This window comes from Nocardia thailandica NBRC 100428, assembly GCF_000308795.1.
Taxonomy (GTDB): domain Bacteria; phylum Actinomycetota; class Actinomycetes; order Mycobacteriales; family Mycobacteriaceae; genus Nocardia; species Nocardia thailandica.
The window spans coordinates 1-17,510 of the sequence record NZ_BAGK01000159.1; the positions used below are offsets into that span (position 1 = coordinate 1).

The window sequence follows — 17,510 nt, forward strand, 5'->3', positions numbered from 1 at the left end:
AAGGAGAAGTCGCAGCAGCCCGCGCCGCCCGGACCCGAGACGGGACAGGTGGCGGGCACCCGGTCGGGCGAGCCCTCCAGGATCTCCACGGCCTCGGCCCGGCAGAACGACCCGCCGCGATCCTCGGTCACCCGGGCGCGCACCAGCTCCCCCGGCAGGCCGTGCCGCACGAACAGCACCCGGCCCTCGTGCCGGGCGACGCAGAACCCGCCGTGCCCGGGCGGACCGAGCCGGACCTCGAATTCGGCGCCGCGCCAATCGGTCACGGCCTGCGCCCCGAATCCTCGAAGCCGCGCCGCACCGACCCGGGCGCGTGCACGTCCACGCCCTGCTTGGCCCGCGTCGAGGAGCTCAGCTGCCACGGCACGCTGGTCACCATCACGCCGGGCTCGAACAGCAGCCTGCCCTTGAGCCGCAGCGCGGACTGGTTGTGCAGCACCTGCTCCCACCAGTGACCGACGACGTACTCGGGGATGAACACCGTCACCACGTCGCGCGGGGAGTCCCGGCGCACCCGCTTGACGTAGTCGAGCACCGGCTTGGTGATCTCGCGATACGGCGACTCGATCACCTTCAGCGGCACGTTGATCTCGCTGTTCTCCCACTCGCGCACCAGCTTGCGGGTGTCGGCGTCGTCGACGTTGACGGTGATCGCCTCGAGGGTGTCGGGGCGGGTGGCGCGGGCGTAGGCCAGGGCGCGGCGGGTCGGCAGATGCAGCTTGGACACCAGCACGATCGAATGCGTGCGGCTGGGCAGCACGCCGTCCCACTCGTGCTCGTCGAGCTCGCGGGCCACCGAGTCGTAGTGCCGGTGGATCATCTTCATCACGATGAAGATCGCCACCATGGTGAAGATCGCGATGTAGGCGCCCGCGAAGAACTTGGTGATCAGCACGATGATCAGCACCGTGCCGGTCGCGGTCAGGCCGATCGCGTTGATCACCCGCGACCGCTTCATCCGCGACCGCACCGCCGGGTCGGTCTCGGTGCGCAGCAGGCGCGTCCAGTGCCGCAGCATGCCGGTCTGGCTGAGCACGAACGAGACGAACACGCCGACGATGTAGAGCTGGATGAGCTTGGTCACCTCGGCGCCGAACAGCACGACGAACGCGATCGCCGCGCCCGAGAGGAACAGGATGCCGTTGGAGAAGGCCAGCCGGTCGCCGCGGGTGTGCAGCTGGCGCGGCAGGTAGCGGTCCTGCGCCAGGATCGAGCCGAGCACCGGGAAACCGTTGAACGCGGTGTTGGCCGCGAGCACCAGGATCAGCGCGGTGACGATGGTGATGAAGAAGAAGCCGATCGGGAAGCCGTGGAACACCGACTCCGCCAGCTGGGCGATCAGCGTCTTCTGGTGGTAGTCGGCCGGCGCGCCGATCAGGTCCTCGGTGTCGTGGGCGTAGACGATGCCCAGCTTGCGGGCCAGGATGATGATGCCCATCAGCAGCACGATCGCGATGCTGCCCAGCATGAGCAGCGTGGTCGCCGCGTTGCGCGACTTGGGTTTCCGGAACGCGGGCACGCCGTTGCTGATGGCCTCGACACCGGTCAGCGCCGCGCAGCCGGAGGAGAAGGCGCGGGCGATGAGGAAGGCGAAGGCCAGCCCGTAGAGGTGCTCGTCCTCGGCCTTCAGCTCGAACCCGGCCGACTCCGCGTGCAGGTCCGCGCCGAGGACGTACACCTGGAACAGCCCCCAGCCGAGCATGATGAACATGCCGAAGATGAACGCGTAGGTCGGGATCGCGAACGCCGTGCCCGACTCGCGCACCCCGCGCAGGTTGATCGCGGTCAGGATCGCGATCGCCACCACCGCGAACAGCACCTTGTGCGTGGCCACGAACGGGACCGCCGACCCGATGTTGGAGGCCGCCGAGGAGATCGACACCGCCACCGTGAGCACGTAGTCGACCAGCAGCGCCGAGCCCACCGTCAGGCCCGCGTTGGGGCCGATGTTGACCGTGGCGACCTCGTAGTCGCCGCCGCCGGAGGGGTAGGCGTGCACGTTCTGCCGGTAGCTGGCGACGACCACCGCCATCACCGCGGCGACCGCGAGACCGACCCAGGGCGCGTACACGTAGGCGCCCACCCCGGCGACCGAGAGGACGAGGAAGATCTCCTCCGGCGCGTAGGCCACCGAGGACATCGCGTCGGAGGCGAAAACCGGCAGGGCGATCCGTTTGGGGAGCAGGGTGTGACCCAGGGAATCACTGCGGAACGGCCTGCCGAGCAGCGCGCGCTTGGCTGCGGTCGTCAACTTGGACACCGTTGGGAGCATAGGCCCCTCCACGCCGGTATGCCCGCGCGGCTCGGCGGCCCGCCGACGTGGGAGTAATGTTTCGCGCCGGATCGCCGCGGGAAAATGGGCGATGGGAGTGTCGGGCCTGTAGCGTCCAGGCGGACACCGTGGCCGGCCATGGAACGAGGTTTCTGAAGGTGTACGTAGTGATCATGGGGTGCGGCCGGGTCGGCTCGTCGCTGGCGCGCGCGCTGATCCGGGTGGGTCACGAGGTCACGGTGATCGATCGCGACCCGACCGCCTTCCGCAGGCTCGGCGAGAACTTCACCGGGCAGGAGGTCGTCGGCGTCGGCTTCGACCGCGACGTGCTGACCAGGGCCGGGATCGAGCGGGCCGACGCGTTCGCCGCCGTGTCCTCCGGGGACAACTCCAACATCATCTCCGCGCGCGTCGCGCGCGAGATGTTCGGCGTCGAGCGCGTCGTGGCCCGCATCTACGACGCCAAACGCGCCGAAGTGTACGAGCGCCTCGGCATCCCGACCATCGCCACCGTGCCGTGGACGACCGACCGGTTCCTGCGGACCCTCATCGGCGACAACTCCACCACGACCTGGCGCGAGCCGACCGGCGCGGTCGCGGTCACCCAGCTGACCCTGCACGAGGACTGGTTCGGCCGCACCGTGCGCGACCTGGAGCAGGCCCTCGGGGTGCGGGTGGCGTTCCTGCTGCGTTTCGGCCAGGGCGTGCTGCCGCAGAGCAAGACGATCGTGCAGGCCGACGACGTCGTCTACGTCGCGGCCACCTCCGGCACCGTCGGCGAGGCCGTCGCCCTGGCCGCCAAGGCCCCCGCGAGCGAGGACTGAGAGACATGAAGGTTGCCATCGCAGGCGCGGGCGCGGTCGGACGATCCATCGCCAGGGAACTGCTGCGCGGCGGGCATCGCGTGATGCTGCTCGAACGTCAGCTCGATCACATCGACCCCGCCGCCATCCCGGACGCCACCTGGGTGCACGCCGACGCGTGCGAGCTCACGCTGCTGGAGAACGCCGACCTGTCGACCTACGAGGTGGTCATCGCCGCGACCGGCGACGACAAGGCCAATCTGGTGCACAGCCTGCTGGCCAAGACCGAGTTCGGGGTGCGGCGGGTGGTGGCGCGGGTCAACGATCCGCGCAACGAATGGCTCTTCGACGCCTCGTGGGGCGTGGACGTCGCGGTCTCGACGCCGCGGCTGCTCGCCTCGCTGGTCGAGGAGGCGGTCTCGGTCGGTGACCTGGTGCGGCTGATGACCCTGCGGCAGGGTCAGGCCAACCTGGTGGAGATCACCCTGCCCACCGACACCGCCCTGGCGGGCAAGCCGGTGCGGTCGCTGAGCCTGCCGCGCGACACCGCGCTGGTCACCATCCTGCGCGGCGGCCGGGTCATCGTGCCCCAGGCCGACGACCCGTTCGAGGGTGAGGACGAACTGCTCTTCGTGACCTCGGTCGAGGCCGAGGAGGACCTGCGGCTGACCCTGGCCGGACACGGCGTCAAACCGTAACTCCCCGATACGGTTCCACCCGGCCCGGACAATTCAGGAAGCCAGCTTCAGCTCGGCGCGCAGCTTGTTGAGCGCGCGGTGCTGCATGACCCGGACCACGCCCGGGCTGGTGCCGATCGCCTCGGCGGTCTGCGCGGCGCTCCAGCCGAGCACGATGCGCATGACCAGCACCTCGCGGTGGGTGGGGGCCAGCACCTTCATCAGTTCGCGGGTCGCCACGCGGCGCTCCGAGGCCAGCGCCCAGTCCTCGGGGCCCGCGGCCGAGGTGGCGGTGTCGGGCAGGTCCGCCATCGGGTAGGCGGTGTGCTGGCCGCGGCGGAACGCGTCGGACACCTTGTTCGCGGCGATGCCGTAGACGAAGGCAAGGAACGACTTGCCCTGGTCGCGGTAGCGCGGGATGGCGGTGACGGTGGCGATCAGCACCTCCTGGGTGACGTCGTCCACGGTCACGGTCAGGTGGGCGGTGTTGCCCATGCGCGCCGAGCAGTAGCGGCGCACCAGCGGGTGGACCATCCGGACGATCTCGGCCACGGCGGCACGGTCACCGGCGGCGGCCGGGCCGATCAGCGCGTCGAGCTCGGCCGCGACGCGCTTGCTCTCCGACAGGGCGGCGGAGGAGGCGGTCTTCGACGAAGCGCCGGTGTGGCGGTGCTGAGCGGCCATGTCCGGGTGTCCTTTCACGTTCACGATCACTGTGTTTCCTTGCGACACATCAATCGTGCGACGATCCGGACGTCCGGAGTAGACACCCCAGGGTGGGTACTCACCCACCACCCGAGGTGGAGCGGGTCACCCTGCGGGGTGAGTCGGGGTGGTCCCCGCGGGGGATGCGGCGCCGGTCTCGCCGGCCCGCGTGCCCTTGGCGACGGGCAGGTGGCCCGCCCGGCGCACCGCCCAGACGGTGACGACCAGCGCGACGCCGGTCAGCGGCCAGCCCATGGCGATGCGCGCGGCGGCCAGCCAGCCCGTGTGGTCGGTGTCGTAGAGCTGCGACTGGACCAGGTAGCGGGCGGCGAAGACGGCCACCCAGACCACCGTGGCCACGTCGTAGAGCCTGCGCGCGCGGCGGTCGGCGCGCCAGCCGCCGCCGTGGCCGTTCAGCGCACCCCAGATCACGCCGACCAGGGGCCGGCGCAGCAGGATCGAGGCGGCGAACACGCCCGCGTAGACCAGGCTGGTGTAGATGCCGAACAGGAAGAAGCCCTTGGCCTCCCCCATCCGGTAGGCGATGAACGCGCACACCCCGACGCCGAGGAAACCGGAGATCGCCGGCTGGACGGCCTCGCGCCGGAACAGGCGCCAGACCAGCACCGCGCCCGCGACACCGAGCGACGCCCAGATCGCGGCGGTGAGCCCGGCGAAGGTGTTGACCGGCACGAAGACCAGCACCGGAAGAGTGGAGTAGATCAGCCCCGCGAAGCCGCCCATCTGCTCGAGCAGGGTCTGCTCGGCGCGCTCGATCTCACGATCGGTCTCCGGGTCGGCCACGGCGACCGGCGCGTCGGGTACCGCGGCCGGCAGCACGAGGGTGGGTTCGGAGTCCGCAGTGCGGTCGTCGTCGCTCGAGGGCATACGTCAGCTGTTCCCGCGCAATTCGTAGTAGGGGTTGAAGATCACCTTGCGGCCGTCGCGGTCGCCGACGCGGCCGCGGACCAGGATCCGCCTGCCCGGTTCGATGCCCGGGATGCGACGGCGGCCGATCCACACCAGGGTGATGGTGTCGGTGCCGTCGAAGAACTCCGCCTGCAGGGTCGCCCCCGCCGATTTGGGACAGGCCTCCACGCTGCGCAGCCTGCCCAGCATCGAGACCTCCTCACCGCGGCGACAGTCCGAGGCCCGGCAGGCGCCGGAGGCGTCGGCCGTCTCGGCGAGCTCCTCGGCGTCGAGCTGATCGAGATCCTCGGTCAGCCTGCGGCTCAGCCGACGGAAATACCCCGAGGCGGTACTCGCCCCCGACTTGTTTCCGCCCGTGGATGGCGACATGGCACGCTACTCCTGTTGTTGGCCGTACAAAGCCACTGTAGATGGGCAAACGCCCGGCCGCTACGCTCCCCTGGTGTTCGACACCACACCCCAGGTCACCGTGGTCGCCCTGCCCGGCACCGGTTCCGACGCGCCCTTCGCCGCAGCGGCTTTCGCGTCCGCGGCGCGGGCCAGGGGGCTGCGCTGCCGGGCCGTGCGGCCCGACCCGCGCGCGGTGATCGACAGCTACAGGGCCGCTCTGGACGCGGCCGCGCAGGAAGGCCCCGTGCTGGCAGCCGGGATCTCCCTCGGCGCCGCGGTGGCCCTGGACTGGGCAAGCACCCACCCGGGCGCGGCGGTGGCCGTGGTGGCCGCGCTACCCGCCTGGACGGGCCCCGGCACCGACGGCTGCCCCGCCGCGCTGAGCGCTTCGGTTACCGCCGGGCAACTGCGCGCCGACGGGCTCGAGCCCGTGCTGGCCGCCGTCCACGCCACCAGCCCCGCCTGGCTGGCCGCCGCCCTCGACCGCGCCTGGCGCAGTCACTGGCCCGACCTGCCCGCCGCCCTCGACGAGGCCGCCGCCTACGCCTGGCCCACCCCCGCCGAGCTGGCCGCCGTCCCGGTCCCCGTCGCCGTCGTCGGCGCCGTCGACGACCCCGTCCACCCCGTCGCCGTCGCCGAACGCTGGCACGCGCTGCTCCCCCACGCGGGCCTGCGCCGCGTCACGCTGGAGGAGATCGGCGCCGACCCCGGCGTCCTCGGCGACCACGGGATGGCGATCCTCGAGGAACTGAATGTCCTGGAGACACGCGCCGCCCCGCGCTGACGACGTGCGCGCGGCGCGGATCAGCCCGATCGCGCGCCCCGGCGCACCGCGCTCACAACCCCAGTTGCTGCATCGCCGATCCGCCCGCGCCGCGGCGGGGCTCGTCGGGGAGCTTCGGCGGGAGGACCGGCTGCGGCGGCGCCGTCTGCGCGGCGGCCTGGGCGGCGGCGGCCTGCTGCGCCGCGGCGACCTGCTGGGCGTGGGCGGCGGCGAGCTGCTCGGCGAGTTCCTTGGGCAGGACGACCGGGAGCGGGTCGCGCACGGGCAACGGATCGGTGCCGCGACGGACCACGGTCTGGGCCAGGACGGCCCGGGCCGCGACGACCAGCGGGCTGCCCTCCTCGACCGAACCCGGGTGGCCCGCCGCGACGAGGCGCAGCATCCAGCGCGGGCCGTCGACGCCCACGAACCGCAGGTCGGCGGTCTCGGTGACCGCGCGGACCTCCCGGCCCCACGGACCGGTCTCGACCGCGACCTTCGCGCCGTCGCCGCGCAGGGAGTCGGCGAGGTCGGCGGCGACCGTGCGCCACTGGCCGCCGGACTTCGGGGCGGCGTAGGCGGCGACGGTGAGCCTGCCGTTCTCCGTGGCCAGGTGCACGGCCTGCGGGGTCCCGTCGGGGCTCATCTCGACCTGGAGCTGGCCGCCGTCGGGGACGGGGATCAGGACCGAGCCGAGATCGAGGCGCTGGCCGAGGTCGATCACGCCCTCGGCCTCGGTGATGTCGTAGGGGCCCGCCGGGGCACTCACCGGCGCGGGCGGCTCGTCGAAGGTGCCGTACACGCGCTCGTCGGTGGGCGACTCGTCGAAGTCGTAGTCGTAGTCGTCGGCATCGCCGTACTCGGCGTCCGCGTAGTCCTGCTCGGCCGGGCCGCCGGAGTAGTCGGGGTAGCGGTCGTCGTCGCGGTCGCGCCGGGAGCGCTTCTTCTTGCCGCCGAAGAGCGCCATCACGCCTCCTTCAGGATCGCGTGGCCGCCGCTGGAGCCGTATCCCCCGGCGCCGCGGGCGGTCTCGTCGAGGTCGTCGACCTCGACGAAGTCGGGCAGTTCGACCCGCTGCACGAGCAGCTGGGCGATCCGGTCACCGCGACGCAGCTCGACGGCCGTGCGCGGGTCGTGGTTGATCAGGCACACCTTGATCTCGCCGCGGTAGCCGGCGTCGATGGTGCCGGGCGTGTTGACCACCGACAGGCCTGCCTTGGCGGCCAGCCCGGAGCGCGGATGGATCAGCCCGACGGTGCCGACCGGAAGGGCCAGCGCGATGCCGGTGCCGACCAGGGCGCGTTCGCCCGGCTCGAGCACGAGATCCTCGGTGGTGCACAGGTCGACCCCGGCGTCGCCGGGATGGGCGCGCGTGGGCACGGGAATGCCGGGATCGAGCCGCCGCAGCGGTATCGGTGCAAGTGCGTTCACGAATGTCCAGACTACGCGGTCACGACCGTGCGGCGACCTGGGCGGCGACGTATGTCCGCGGCGCCGACCTCGCTGCCGCGGCGCGGTCGCGGTGACCTACTGTTGAGGGGTGCCCGACCAGCCCGCCACGACCCCCGAGAACAGCACGGCCACCGCGCCCGCGCCGCACGCCTACCGCGAACGGCTGTGGGTTCCGCTGTGGTGGTGGCCGATCGGCTTCGCCATCGCCGGTCTGCTGGCGGCCGAGATCCACATGGGCGCGCCGGGGCTGCGGGCCTGGCTGCCGTATGTGCTGCTCGCGCCGCTGCCGGTGTGGGTGCTGCTGTGGTTCTCCCGCCATCGGCTCGAGGTCACGGTCGACCCCGCCGGGACCGCCGAGCTGCGGGTCGACCGGGCGCATCTGCCGGTGAACTTCGTGGCGAGGGCGGCCGCGGTGCCCGCGACCGCCAAGAGCGCGGCGCTGGGCCGTCAGCTCGACCCCGCCGCCTATGTGCAGCATCGGGCCTGGATCGGTCCGATGGCGCTGCTCGTGCTCGACGACCCGGACGATCCGACCCCGTATTGGCTGGTCAGCACGCGCAGGCCCGAACGGGTCCTGGCCGCGCTCGGGCTACCGAGCGCGGGCTGACCTCTCCTCTTCTCCTGTTCCCGAGGCCGTCGGGCCTCAGGCCGCGCAGTCCATGCAGATCAGCTGGCCGCCCGCGTCGCTGGCCAGTCGGCTGCGGTGATGTACGAGGAAACAGCTCGAGCAGGTGAACTCGTCGGCCTGCTTCGGGATCACCCGAACCGTCAGTACTTCCTCGGACAGGTCCGCGCCGGGAAGCTCGAACGACTCCGCTGTGTCGGATTCGTCGATGTCCACGACGGCGGACTGCGCCTCGTTGCGGCGAGCCTTCAGCTCCTCCAGCGAATCCTCCGACACTTCGTCGGATTCGGTGCGCCGCGGTGCGTCATAGTCGGTTGCCATGTCGTCTTCCCCTCAGTCCTTACTCCGTATATCCCGGATCGGCCGGGAGGCCGGGACTCCGTCAGGAATCCGACCCCCGCACCGCCCCGCCGGTGGTGCACCTCACACGCACACCGTTCGCCTATCGGCCGCGGACCCTGTGCGATCCACTCCGAGTGCGTTCGGTTAACGCAGGACATGCCCTGGTTGTTCCCGCGACCGACCACCGTATTCAGCGGCGATGTTTCGATCTGGGCGGGCAGACAATAGCGGACCCCGGAGCAAACTGCGCAATCAAAACACTCCGGTTGCCGAAACTGTCGGATAATCGACACCTGCCGGGAAACGCGCCGAGACCTACCGCACAGACCCCGGTGTTCCTTACGTACAGTGATCCGGTGGTTTCACTGATCACCGAAGGCAGCGCGACCGATCGCGACGGCAGGCCCTTCCCGCGACGGCGCCCCGAGATGTGGCTGGTCCTCGTCATCGTCCTGGCGCTGATCAGCTTGTTCGTCTGGGTCGCGGCCTTCCGCACCCACGACGAGGGCAACGAGCCCATGGCCTGCAACTCGCCGTCGGCGCCCACCGACACCAAGTCGCCGCAGCCCGCCGAACTGGGCCACCGCGTGAGCCCGACGCGCCTGCAGGACGTCGACCCCGCCGCCCTGTCCCAGACGAAGGTGCGCGTCTACAACGCCAACGGCAAGAGCGGCCAGGCCGGCCACATCGCCTCCGCGCTCGGCGACCTCGGTTTCGCCCCCGCGCCCGACGTCCAGGCCGGTAACGATCCGGTCTACGTCACCGGCGACATGGTCTGCACCGGCCAGATCCGCTACGGCGTGAACGGCCGCCCGGCCGCCGCGTCGGTCCAGCTGGTCGCCCCCTGCGCCGAACTCATCGAGGACGGCCGCACCGACGACACCGTCGACCTCGCCCTCGGCGCCGCCTTCGGCGAATCCCTGCGCCCCGGCGCCGACGCCGAGGAAGTCCTGCGCTCCCTGCGCAACCTCCCCGCGGGCGCCAGCAGCTCCTCCATCGACCCCGACCTGCTGGAAGCCGCCCGCGCTGTGAAGTGCTGAGCGCCTGCGCGCTCGAGTCGCGGCCCACCGGGTCCCGGCGATCGGCGACGCGATACTCGCGCCCGCGGCGCATGGTCTCGCGTCGCCGATCGCCGGAACGGCCGCGACCGCCGCTGCGCGGCGGGGCCTCCTCGGGGTCGGCCCGTGGTGGGGACTCGGGGACGATGCCTCCCCGGACGCCGCAGCGTCCTCGGGTCAACCCAGCGCCGCGCTCGCTCCACGGGGATACTTCGTGCCCCGCGCCGCGCCCCTCGCCCGCTCCGTCAGTCGGGGATGGGGGTATAGGCGCCCGCACGATCCAGCAGGTTGGTCAGGGCGTCGGCCACGCCGGGGGCGGCCACGACGGTGAGCTCGCCCGCCGAGCCGGGTGAGGTGACCGCGGGGACGGTCACCCGCGCGCCCGCCTCGGCGGCGACGAGGGCGCCCGCGGCCCAGTCCCAGGCGTTGAGGCCGTGTTCGTAGTAGCCGTCCAGCCTGCCCTCGGCGACCAGGCACAGGTCCATGGCGGCCGCGCCGAGGCGGCGGATGTCGCGGATCTCGGGCAGGACCCGGGTCAGCAGCTCGGCCTGACGGCCGCGGCGGGCCCTGCCGTAGGCGAAACCGGTGGCCACCAGGGCCAGCGACAGCGAATCCTCGCCGCTGCACGCCAGTTTCGTCACGGTGCCGTCGGGGTGGGCGGCCCGGGCGCCGCCGCCGAGGGCGGCGCTGTAGGTGACGCCGTTCGCCACGTCGGCCACCGCGCCCGCGACGGGCCTGCCGTCGCGCACGGCGGCCACCGACACGGCGTACCCGCGCAGGCCGTAGAGGAAGTTCACGGTGCCGTCGATCGGGTCGACCACCCAGGTCACGGCGCCGGGCGCGGCGGCGGCCACGTCGCCGCCGCCCTCCTCGCCCAGGATCGGGTCGGCGGGCCTGCGCTCGGCCAGCAGCCGGCGCACCAGCTGTTCGGACTCGGTGTCGACGACGGTGACGGGGTCGGTGGGGTGTCCCTTGGTGGTGACCGCCCCGTCCGCGGGGCCGTCGGCGGCGAACACCTCGGGGCGGCGGGCGCGCACGTGCGCGGCGGCGGTCTCGGCGAGCTCGACGGCGAGGCGGCGCAGCTCGTCCTCGTCACCGATCGGGGTCACGGTGGTGGCGGTCTCGGGGATATCGCGGTTGTCGGGCACCACTCCATCGCATCACATCCCGACAGCACCGACACCTCGGGTGCGAACCGCTACGCTTTCACCCACACAGCGCCACCGGCGTTTCCGCACACTCACCGCACACGACGAACTACGAGGGGTTGACCATGTCCGCTCGGGGGCACGCATTCGGTATCGACATCGGCGGCAGCGGCGTCAAGGGCGCCGCGGTCGACCTCGACACCGGTCTGATCACCCACGACCGGATCAAGATCGCCACACCGCAGCCCGCCACGCCCAAGGCCGTCGCCGAGGCCGTCGCCGAACTCGTGGACCAGGCGGGCTGGGACGGCCCGGTCGGGCTCACCATGCCCGCCGTCGTACTCGACGGACACGCCCGGACCGCGGCCAACATCGACCCGAGCTGGATCGGCACCGACGCCCGCGCGCTGTTCACCGAGGCGCTGGGCGGCCGCACGGTCAGCGTCCTCAACGACGCCGACGCGGCGGGCCTGGCCGAGGACCGCTACGGCGCGGCAAAGGATCTCGACGGCCTGACCATCCTGCTGACCTTCGGCACCGGCATCGGCTCGGCCCTGCTCTACAACGGCACCCTGGTGCCCAACTCCGAGCTCGGGCACCTGACCATCGACGGTGTCGAGACCGAGCACCTGGCCGCGGCCTCGGTCAAGGACCGGCTCGGGCTGACCTACCCGGAATGGGCCGAGCGGGTCAGTACCGTGCTCGGCACTCTGGAGGCCCTCTTCTGGCCGAAGGTGTTCGTCGCGGGCGGCGGGATCAGCCGCGATCACGAGCAGTGGATCCCGTTGCTCACCAACCGGACTCCGGTGATCCCGGCGGTGCTGAAGAACACCGCGGGCATCGTCGGGGCGGCCATGGCCGTGGCCGCGGGCCTGACCCCGTAGCCGGGTCACGGCACGTCGACGGCCCCGTGTCGGCGGCATCGTGCCATGAGTACCCTGGTTGGATCGTTACAATGGAACAGTCCGGCGGTGAGCCGGTGCCCCCTTCCGGCCCGTGGCCCCGCGAATGCCGCGCCGCCGGTGCAACCCGACCGACCGCTCCGCCGGATGTTGACTCTGGCGTGACGCCGCACGAGACCGTCACGAAAGGGCGTACGTGGTAGCCACGAATACCCGTCAGACCGCTGACTCGGCCGACGCCGACGCCGCTGTTCCGGCGGCAACCCCCGCCAAGAAGGCTCCGGCGAAGAAGGCCGCTGCCAAGAAGGCCCCGGCGAAGAAGGCCGCCGCCAAGAAAGCTCCGGCGAAGAAGGCTGCCGCCAAGAAGACGACCGCCAAGAAGGCCGCCGCCAAGAAGGCCACCTCGCCCACGGGTGAGGCGGGCGAGGACCAGCTCGAGGACGAGAACCTCGAACTCGAGGACCTCGACATCGACGTCTCCGACGAGGACCTCGCCGACGGCGAGGAGCTGGTCGAGGACGTCGCCGACGAGACCACCGAGGAAGCCGCGGAGGAGGCCGCCGACGAGCCGTCGGAGAAGGACAAGGCGTCCGGCGATTTCGTCTGGGACGAGGAGGAGTCCGAGGCGCTGCGCCAGGCGCGCAAGGACGCCGAGCTCACCGCCTCCGCCGACTCCGTGCGCGCCTACCTGAAGCAGATCGGCAAGGTCGCGCTGCTCAACGCCGAGGAGGAGGTCGAGCTCGCGAAGCGGATCGAGGCCGGCCTGTACGCGGCGGAGAAGATGCGCGAGTTCGCCGAGGCGGGCGAGAAGCTCTCGGTCACCGTGCGCCGCGACTTCAACTGGATCGTGCGCGACGGCAACCGCGCCAAGAACCACCTGCTCGAGGCCAACCTGCGACTGGTCGTGTCGCTGGCCAAGCGCTACACCGGCCGCGGCATGGCGTTCCTCGACCTCATCCAGGAGGGCAACCTCGGCCTGATCCGCGCGGTCGAGAAGTTCGACTACACCAAGGGTTACAAGTTCTCGACCTACGCCACGTGGTGGATCCGCCAGGCCATCACCCGCGCGATGGCCGACCAGGCCCGCACCATCCGTATCCCGGTGCACATGGTCGAGGTCATCAACAAGCTCGGCCGCATCCAGCGCGAGCTGCTCCAGGACCTGGGCCGCGAGCCCACGCCGGAGGAGCTGGCCAAGGAAATGGACATCACGCCGGAGAAGGTCCTCGAGATCCAGCAGTACGCGCGCGAGCCGATCTCGCTGGACCAGACCATCGGCGACGAGGGCGACAGCCAGCTCGGCGACTTCATCGAGGACTCCGAGGCCGTCGTCGCGGTCGACGCGGTGAGCTTCACCCTGCTGCAGGATCAGCTGCAGTCGGTGCTCGAGACGCTGTCCGAGCGTGAGGCGGGCGTGGTCCGCCTGCGCTTCGGCCTGACCGACGGTCAGCCGCGCACCCTCGACGAGATCGGCCAGGTCTACGGCGTGACGCGCGAGCGCATCCGCCAGATCGAGTCGAAGACGATGTCGAAGCTGCGCCACCCGAGCCGGTCGCAGGTGCTGCGCGACTACCTCGACTAGGACGTCCGCTCCCGGAGCCCGGGCCCGCCTCGCGCGGGTCCGGGCTCCGCGCGTATCCGGACACTTCCACCAATTCGTTAGTACCGCTTGCGAATTCGCAAACCTTTCGTGACGAAGCGCACACCCTCGGTCACCGGTCCAGGAACACGACGACGCGGAAACCACCGTAAGGTGAGACGTCATTGTTCCTGTTCCACACCGCCGAAACGCGGTGCCGCCGAAGGTTGTTTCCCGCCGTGCTCGACATTCACCACTTCAGCTACGGCTGGATCACCCCGGTGCTCGCCTACTTCATGTCCGTCACCGGCTGCCTGCTCGGACTCCAGTGCGCCGCCCGCGGCCGCAACGCCGAGGAGGGCCGCGTCGGGTGGCTGATCGGCGCCGCGATCGCCATCGGCGGCACCGGCATCTGGGTGATGCACTTCATCGCGATGCTCGGCTTCAGCATCCGCGGCTCCGACATCCGCTACGACATCCCGCTGACGCTGTTCAGCGCGCTCACCGCGATGGTCGTGGTCGGCATCGGGCTGTTCATGGTGAACAAGCCGCAGCCCACCCTGCGCTCCTGGGTGGCGGGCGGGGTGATCACCGGGCTCGGCGTCGGCACGATGCACTACACGGGCATGTACGCCATGAAGTCCTCGGCGACGGTGTCCTACGACCCGTGGCTGGTCGCGCTGTCGCTGGCCATCGCGGTGGTCGCCTCGATCGTGGCGCTGTGGTTCACGCTGCGCGTGCAGGGCTTTCTCGCGACGGTGGGCGCGGCCCTGATCATGGGCGTCGCGGTCACCGGCATGCACTACACGGGCATGGCGGCGATGCGGGCGCACCTGAGCCACCACCCGGTGGCGCCGACCGGTTCGGGCGCGATGGAGCTGCTCGGCCCGCTGATCGGCATCAGCTCGGTGGTCACCATGCTCGTGCTCATCAGCGTCAGCCTGACCGAGATCGAGAACGAGGAGGCGCTGCCGCGCATGCGCTGGACCTCCCGTGGCAGCAGGACGGTGGTGCCCACCCGCAGCGCGGAACCGGCGCCGCCGCGTCCGGAGCCGGCCGCCCTCCGCCCGGAGCCGGTCGCGCCGCGCCCGGAGCCGCGGCCCGAGCCCGAACCCGCGCGCGAGCTGATCTACGACGGCGCGGGCGCGTGGCCGCGCCGGACCGACAGGCGGTGATCAGACGGGCGAGCCCGCGCGCCTGCTCGCCCACTCCCCGACCGGTTCGGCGACCCGGGCCAGCACCGGCCCGGCCACGGCCATGATCAGCACGTAGGCCGAGGCGAGCGCCGCGAGTTCCGGACCGGCCATCCCGTAGGCGACCGCGAGCCCGGCGATGATGATCGAGAACTCCCCGCGCGCCACCAGCGCCGCCCCGGCGCGGGCGCGGCCGCGTCGGCCGATGCCCTGCCGCCCGGCCGCCCACCAGCCGACGGCCAGCTTCGTGACGGTGGTGACCAGCGCCAGCAGCAGCGCCCAGCCCAGGACCGGCGGGATGGCGGCCGGATCGATCGACAGCCCGAAGGCGACGAAGAAGATCGCCGCGAACAGGTCCCGCAGCGGCTCGAGGATCTTGGCGGCCGCGTCCGCGGTCGTCCCGGAGATGGCGATGCCGAGCAGGAAGGCGCCGACCCCGGCGGAGACGTTGAGCGCCGAGGCGGCGCCGGCCACCAGCAGCGCCGCGCCGAGCAGCTGCAGCAGCAGCACCTCCCGGTCGGCGCTGTCGAGCACCGCCGAGACCACGCGCCCGAACCGCAGCGCGATCACCAGCACCACCGCGACCGTCGCCAGCGCCAGCGCCAGCGACACCAGCCCGTGCAGCAGGCTCAGGCCCGCCAGCAGCATGGTCAGGATCGGCAGGTACAGCGCCATCGCGAGGTCCTCCAGCACCAGGATCGACAGCACGACCGGTGTCTCGCGGTTGCCGAGGCGGCCCAGGTCGTCGAGGGTCTTGGCGACGATGCCCGAGGACGAGATGTAGGTGACCCCGCCCAGCACCACCGCGCCGACCGCGCCCCAGCCGAGCGCCCACGCCACCAGCGCGCCCGGCACCGCGTTGACCACCAGGTCGGCCACGCCGGCGGGCCAGGACCGGCGCAGACCCGTCATCAGCTCGGGCGCGGTGTACTCCAGGCCGAGCAGCAGGAGCAGTAGCACCACCCCGATCTCCGCGCCGAGATGACCGAATTCGGTGGCCGCGTCCAGGTCGACCAGGCCGCCCTGGCCGAAGGCCAGCCCGCCCAGCAGGTACAGCGGGATCGGCGACATGCCGAGCCGGCCCGCCACCCGCCCACAGACCCCCAGCGCGAACAGGATCACGCCGAGCTCGAGCAGAGCCAGGGCCGTGGTGCTCACGCGGGGTCAGCCGTGCGTCAGGATCTTCGCGGCGGCGTCGAGGCCCTCGGGGGTGCCCACCACGACGAGCAGGTCGCCGGAGGTGAAGGTGAAGTCGGGGCCGGGCGAGGGATGCAGCTGGCCGGCCCGCATGACCGCCACGATGGAGGTCTTGGTGCGGGTGCGCATCGCCGTCTCGCCGAGGGTTCGCCCGGCGTAGGGCGAGTCCTCGGCCAGGCCGAGCTGGCGGGTGGTGATGCCCGGCAGGTCCCGGTGGTCGTCGTTGAGTTTGGCGACCAGCTGCGGGGCGCCGAGGAGGTTGGCCAGCACTGCCGCCTCGTCGATGCTCAGCGGGACCTGCGCGGCGCACGCGTCGGGGTCCTCGGGTTTGGACACGATGAGATCTATGTCGCCGTCGCGGTGGGCGACCACGCCGATACGGCGCCCGGACCGGACTTCGAAATCCTTGCGCACTCCGATCCCCGGGAGTGCTGTGACGTCGACGTTCACCCCGTCCAGGGTAGTACCGCACCGACCGGTTCGTGACGCAGGCCACTCACGGGCGGACGGGTGTCGCGAATCGTCCGTCGGGTCCGGGCGGGTAGGGCGCGGCGGCCACGACCGCCGCCAGCGGCAGCGGCCCGTAGAGATGCGGGAACAGCATCGAGGCCGGATCGGTCGGCACCCCCGGTTCCCAGCGCACTTCGGCGCCGAGGCGGTCGGGATCGAGCCACAGCACGACCAGGTCGGTGCGTCCCGCGAAGAGGCGGTCGGCGGGCAGGTGGACCTGGGCGGGCGTGGACAGGTGCACGAAGCCCGCCGTCACGAGCGATTCCGGCCGGTGGGCCCCCGCCTCGCGCGCGCGTTCCCACTCTGTGGACGACAACAGGTGAACAAGGGTGTGACTGTCGGTGTTCACGGGTAATCTCCGGGTAGACAACGAAGTTCGGACGTGCGAGACCCACGGCCCCCGCTTCCGAGCTGTTCGACGCTCACCGTAACGAGCAACCGGGCAGCGAGCGACACAGGGGTGGGAGTGGGTACGGAAAGGTGGTGAGGACCACGGGCCCCTACCGGATCTTCGGCGCGTTCGACACGGCGACCAGGAGTTGTTCGCTTTCAGCGAAACCGCAGGTCGTGTTATCGAAAACACAAAGATTCCGGTCCGGGAACAAAGCCTGAACCCCGAACGTCTGACAGAGTAGTCGTGACCACTGCTGGGAAGTAGCGGAAGCGAGCCCCGCGGAGTGACCACGGGGCCCACACCAGGCGAACGGCCATAGCAGCGCCGGTGAGCCAGGACGGAGGAGTCATGCCAGGAACCCTGACCAGCACCCCACTGACCGCGGTCGATCGTTGCGACCGGTGCGGGGCGGCTGCCCGAGTGCGTGCCGTTCTTCCCGCGGGTGGAGAGTTGCTCTTCTGCCAGCACCACGCGAACGAACACATGGATCGGTTGCGTGAGCTCGACGCCGTGATCGACACGGAATCGGCTCCCGCGCTCTGACTTTCCAGTCCGTCCAACCTCATATCG

The 17,510-nt window shown here is 71.4% G+C and carries 21 protein-coding genes; 9 read left to right on the top strand and 12 right to left on the bottom strand.

Translation table 11 applies throughout. From position 1 onward, the window contains the following. Positions 1-266: TRAM domain-containing protein (locus ON36_RS16670; RefSeq protein ID WP_043653965.1), on the bottom strand; the 266-nt coding region annotated here is incomplete at its 3' end. Beyond that, entirely contained in the window at positions 263-2,260 is a 1,998-nt protein-coding gene (locus tag ON36_RS16675; protein ID WP_043653967.1) for an APC family permease, read from the bottom strand. The genes ON36_RS16675 and ON36_RS16670, both read right to left, overlap by 4 nt. A 170-nt stretch (positions 2,261-2,430) precedes the next feature. Between ON36_RS16675 and ON36_RS16680 the strand changes: the two genes are divergently transcribed. After that, positions 2,431-3,096: a potassium channel family protein gene (locus ON36_RS16680; RefSeq protein ID WP_043653968.1), complete on the top strand. Its 666-nt coding sequence runs from the start codon at positions 2,431-2,433 to the stop codon at positions 3,094-3,096. 5 nt (positions 3,097-3,101) lie between these two features. Further along, complete coding sequence (locus ON36_RS16685) at positions 3,102-3,773, top strand: potassium channel family protein (protein WP_043653971.1); 672 nt, start codon at positions 3,102-3,104, stop codon at positions 3,771-3,773. Between the two features lie 33 nt (positions 3,774-3,806). Here ON36_RS16685 and shbA read toward each other — a convergent pair whose 3' ends face one another. From shbA to ON36_RS16700, 3 genes are all read right to left on the bottom strand, one after another. Then, positions 3,807-4,436 carry an RNA polymerase sigma factor ShbA gene (gene shbA / locus ON36_RS16690; RefSeq protein WP_083885192.1) on the bottom strand — a complete coding sequence of 210 codons (630 nt, stop codon included), beginning with the start codon at positions 4,434-4,436 and terminating at the stop codon, positions 3,807-3,809. Positions 4,437-4,562: 126 nt separating this feature from the next. Beyond that, on the bottom strand, positions 4,563-5,345 hold the full coding sequence (locus ON36_RS16695; RefSeq protein WP_083885183.1) for a DUF3159 domain-containing protein: 783 nt from the start codon (positions 5,343-5,345) through the stop codon (positions 4,563-4,565). A gap of 3 nt (positions 5,346-5,348) precedes the next feature. Further along, complete coding sequence (locus tag ON36_RS16700) at positions 5,349-5,756, bottom strand: OB-fold nucleic acid binding domain-containing protein (RefSeq protein WP_052314060.1); 408 nt, start codon at positions 5,754-5,756, stop codon at positions 5,349-5,351. Between the two features lie 73 nt (positions 5,757-5,829). Between ON36_RS16700 and ON36_RS16705 the strand changes: the two genes are divergently transcribed. Beyond that, positions 5,830-6,561 (top strand): alpha/beta fold hydrolase, encoded by a 732-nt coding sequence (locus tag ON36_RS16705; protein WP_043653974.1) that lies wholly within the window; start codon positions 5,830-5,832, stop codon positions 6,559-6,561. Between the two features lie 52 nt (positions 6,562-6,613). On the opposite strand, the gene ON36_RS16710 is transcribed toward ON36_RS16705, so the two are convergent. Next, positions 6,614-7,507 (bottom strand): DUF3710 domain-containing protein, encoded by an 894-nt coding sequence (locus tag ON36_RS16710; RefSeq protein ID WP_043653977.1) that lies wholly within the window; start codon positions 7,505-7,507, stop codon positions 6,614-6,616. After that, positions 7,507-7,971, bottom strand: a complete 465-nt coding sequence (dut, locus tag ON36_RS16715) for a dUTP diphosphatase (RefSeq protein ID WP_043653979.1) — start codon at positions 7,969-7,971, stop codon at positions 7,507-7,509. The genes ON36_RS16710 and dut overlap by 1 nt, the downstream gene beginning before the upstream one ends. 109 nt (positions 7,972-8,080) lie before the next feature. Between dut and ON36_RS16720 the strand changes: the two genes are divergently transcribed. Then, positions 8,081-8,599, top strand: a complete 519-nt coding sequence (locus ON36_RS16720; RefSeq protein ID WP_083885185.1) for a DUF3093 domain-containing protein — start codon at positions 8,081-8,083, stop codon at positions 8,597-8,599. A 36-nt stretch (positions 8,600-8,635) separates the two neighbouring features. On the opposite strand, the gene ON36_RS16725 is transcribed toward ON36_RS16720, so the two are convergent. After that, entirely contained in the window at positions 8,636-8,938 is a 303-nt protein-coding gene (locus ON36_RS16725) for a DUF4193 domain-containing protein (protein ID WP_043653981.1), read from the bottom strand. Between the two features lie 377 nt (positions 8,939-9,315). On the opposite strand from ON36_RS16725, the gene cei reads away from it, so the two are divergent. After that, positions 9,316-9,999 (top strand): envelope integrity protein Cei, encoded by a 684-nt coding sequence (gene cei / locus ON36_RS16730; RefSeq protein ID WP_043653984.1) that lies wholly within the window; start codon positions 9,316-9,318, stop codon positions 9,997-9,999. 263 nt (positions 10,000-10,262) lie between these two features. Here cei and ON36_RS16735 read toward each other — a convergent pair whose 3' ends face one another. Further along, positions 10,263-11,165 (bottom strand): inositol monophosphatase family protein, encoded by a 903-nt coding sequence (locus ON36_RS16735; RefSeq protein WP_373281808.1) that lies wholly within the window; start codon positions 11,163-11,165, stop codon positions 10,263-10,265. Between the two features lie 125 nt (positions 11,166-11,290). Here ON36_RS16735 and ppgK point away from each other — a divergent pair, with 125 nt between their 5' ends. The 3 genes from ppgK to ON36_RS16750 all read left to right on the top strand — a co-directional run bounded on the left by ppgK (position 11,291) and on the right by ON36_RS16750 (position 14,821). Then, positions 11,291-12,049 carry a polyphosphate--glucose phosphotransferase gene (ppgK, locus tag ON36_RS16740; RefSeq protein WP_043653987.1) on the top strand — a complete coding sequence of 253 codons (759 nt, stop codon included), beginning with the start codon at positions 11,291-11,293 and terminating at the stop codon, positions 12,047-12,049. Between the two features lie 214 nt (positions 12,050-12,263). Beyond that, positions 12,264-13,649 (top strand): RNA polymerase sigma factor, encoded by a 1,386-nt coding sequence (locus ON36_RS16745; protein WP_043653990.1) that lies wholly within the window; start codon positions 12,264-12,266, stop codon positions 13,647-13,649. 236 nt (positions 13,650-13,885) lie between these two features. After that, positions 13,886-14,821: an MHYT domain-containing protein gene (locus tag ON36_RS16750; protein WP_083885186.1), complete on the top strand. Its 936-nt coding sequence runs from the start codon at positions 13,886-13,888 to the stop codon at positions 14,819-14,821. Here ON36_RS16750 and ON36_RS16755 read toward each other — a convergent pair whose 3' ends face one another. From ON36_RS16755 to ON36_RS16765, 3 genes are read right to left on the bottom strand one after another with little or no spacing between them, the layout of a single operon-like run. After that, positions 14,822-15,997, bottom strand: coding sequence for a cation:proton antiporter (locus tag ON36_RS16755; protein WP_043653992.1), 1,176 nt, complete (start codon positions 15,995-15,997; stop codon positions 14,822-14,824). Positions 15,998-16,003: 6 nt separating this feature from the next. Continuing rightward, entirely contained in the window at positions 16,004-16,486 is a 483-nt protein-coding gene (locus tag ON36_RS16760) for a cation:proton antiporter regulatory subunit (RefSeq protein WP_043653995.1), read from the bottom strand. 46 nt (positions 16,487-16,532) lie between these two features. Continuing rightward, positions 16,533-16,895 carry a DUF952 domain-containing protein gene (locus ON36_RS16765; protein WP_043653998.1) on the bottom strand — a complete coding sequence of 121 codons (363 nt, stop codon included), beginning with the start codon at positions 16,893-16,895 and terminating at the stop codon, positions 16,533-16,535. Positions 16,896-17,288: 393 nt separating this feature from the next. Between ON36_RS16765 and ON36_RS36245 the strand changes: the two genes are divergently transcribed. Beyond that, on the top strand, positions 17,289-17,483 hold the full coding sequence (locus tag ON36_RS36245) for a DUF7455 domain-containing protein (protein WP_036538000.1): 195 nt from the start codon (positions 17,289-17,291) through the stop codon (positions 17,481-17,483). The last annotated feature ends 27 nt before the right edge of the window (positions 17,484-17,510 follow it).

Coding starts and splice junctions, on each gene's coding strand:
- ON36_RS16685 (WP_043653971.1), top strand. CDS start 3,102: ATGAAGGTTGCCATCGCAGGCGCGGGCGCGGTCGGACGATCCATCGCC.
- shbA (WP_083885192.1), bottom strand. CDS start 4,436: ATGGCCGCTCAGCACCGCCACACCGGCGCTTCGTCGAAGACCGCCTCC.
- ON36_RS16695 (WP_083885183.1), bottom strand. CDS start 5,345: ATGCCCTCGAGCGACGACGACCGCACTGCGGACTCCGAACCCACCCTC.
- ON36_RS16700 (WP_052314060.1), bottom strand. CDS start 5,756: ATGTCGCCATCCACGGGCGGAAACAAGTCGGGGGCGAGTACCGCCTCG.
- ON36_RS16710 (WP_043653977.1), bottom strand. CDS start 7,507: ATGGCGCTCTTCGGCGGCAAGAAGAAGCGCTCCCGGCGCGACCGCGAC.
- ON36_RS16725 (WP_043653981.1), bottom strand. CDS start 8,938: ATGGCAACCGACTATGACGCACCGCGGCGCACCGAATCCGACGAAGTG.
- ppgK (WP_043653987.1), top strand. CDS start 11,291: ATGTCCGCTCGGGGGCACGCATTCGGTATCGACATCGGCGGCAGCGGC.
- ON36_RS36245 (WP_036538000.1), top strand. CDS start 17,289: ATGCCAGGAACCCTGACCAGCACCCCACTGACCGCGGTCGATCGTTGC.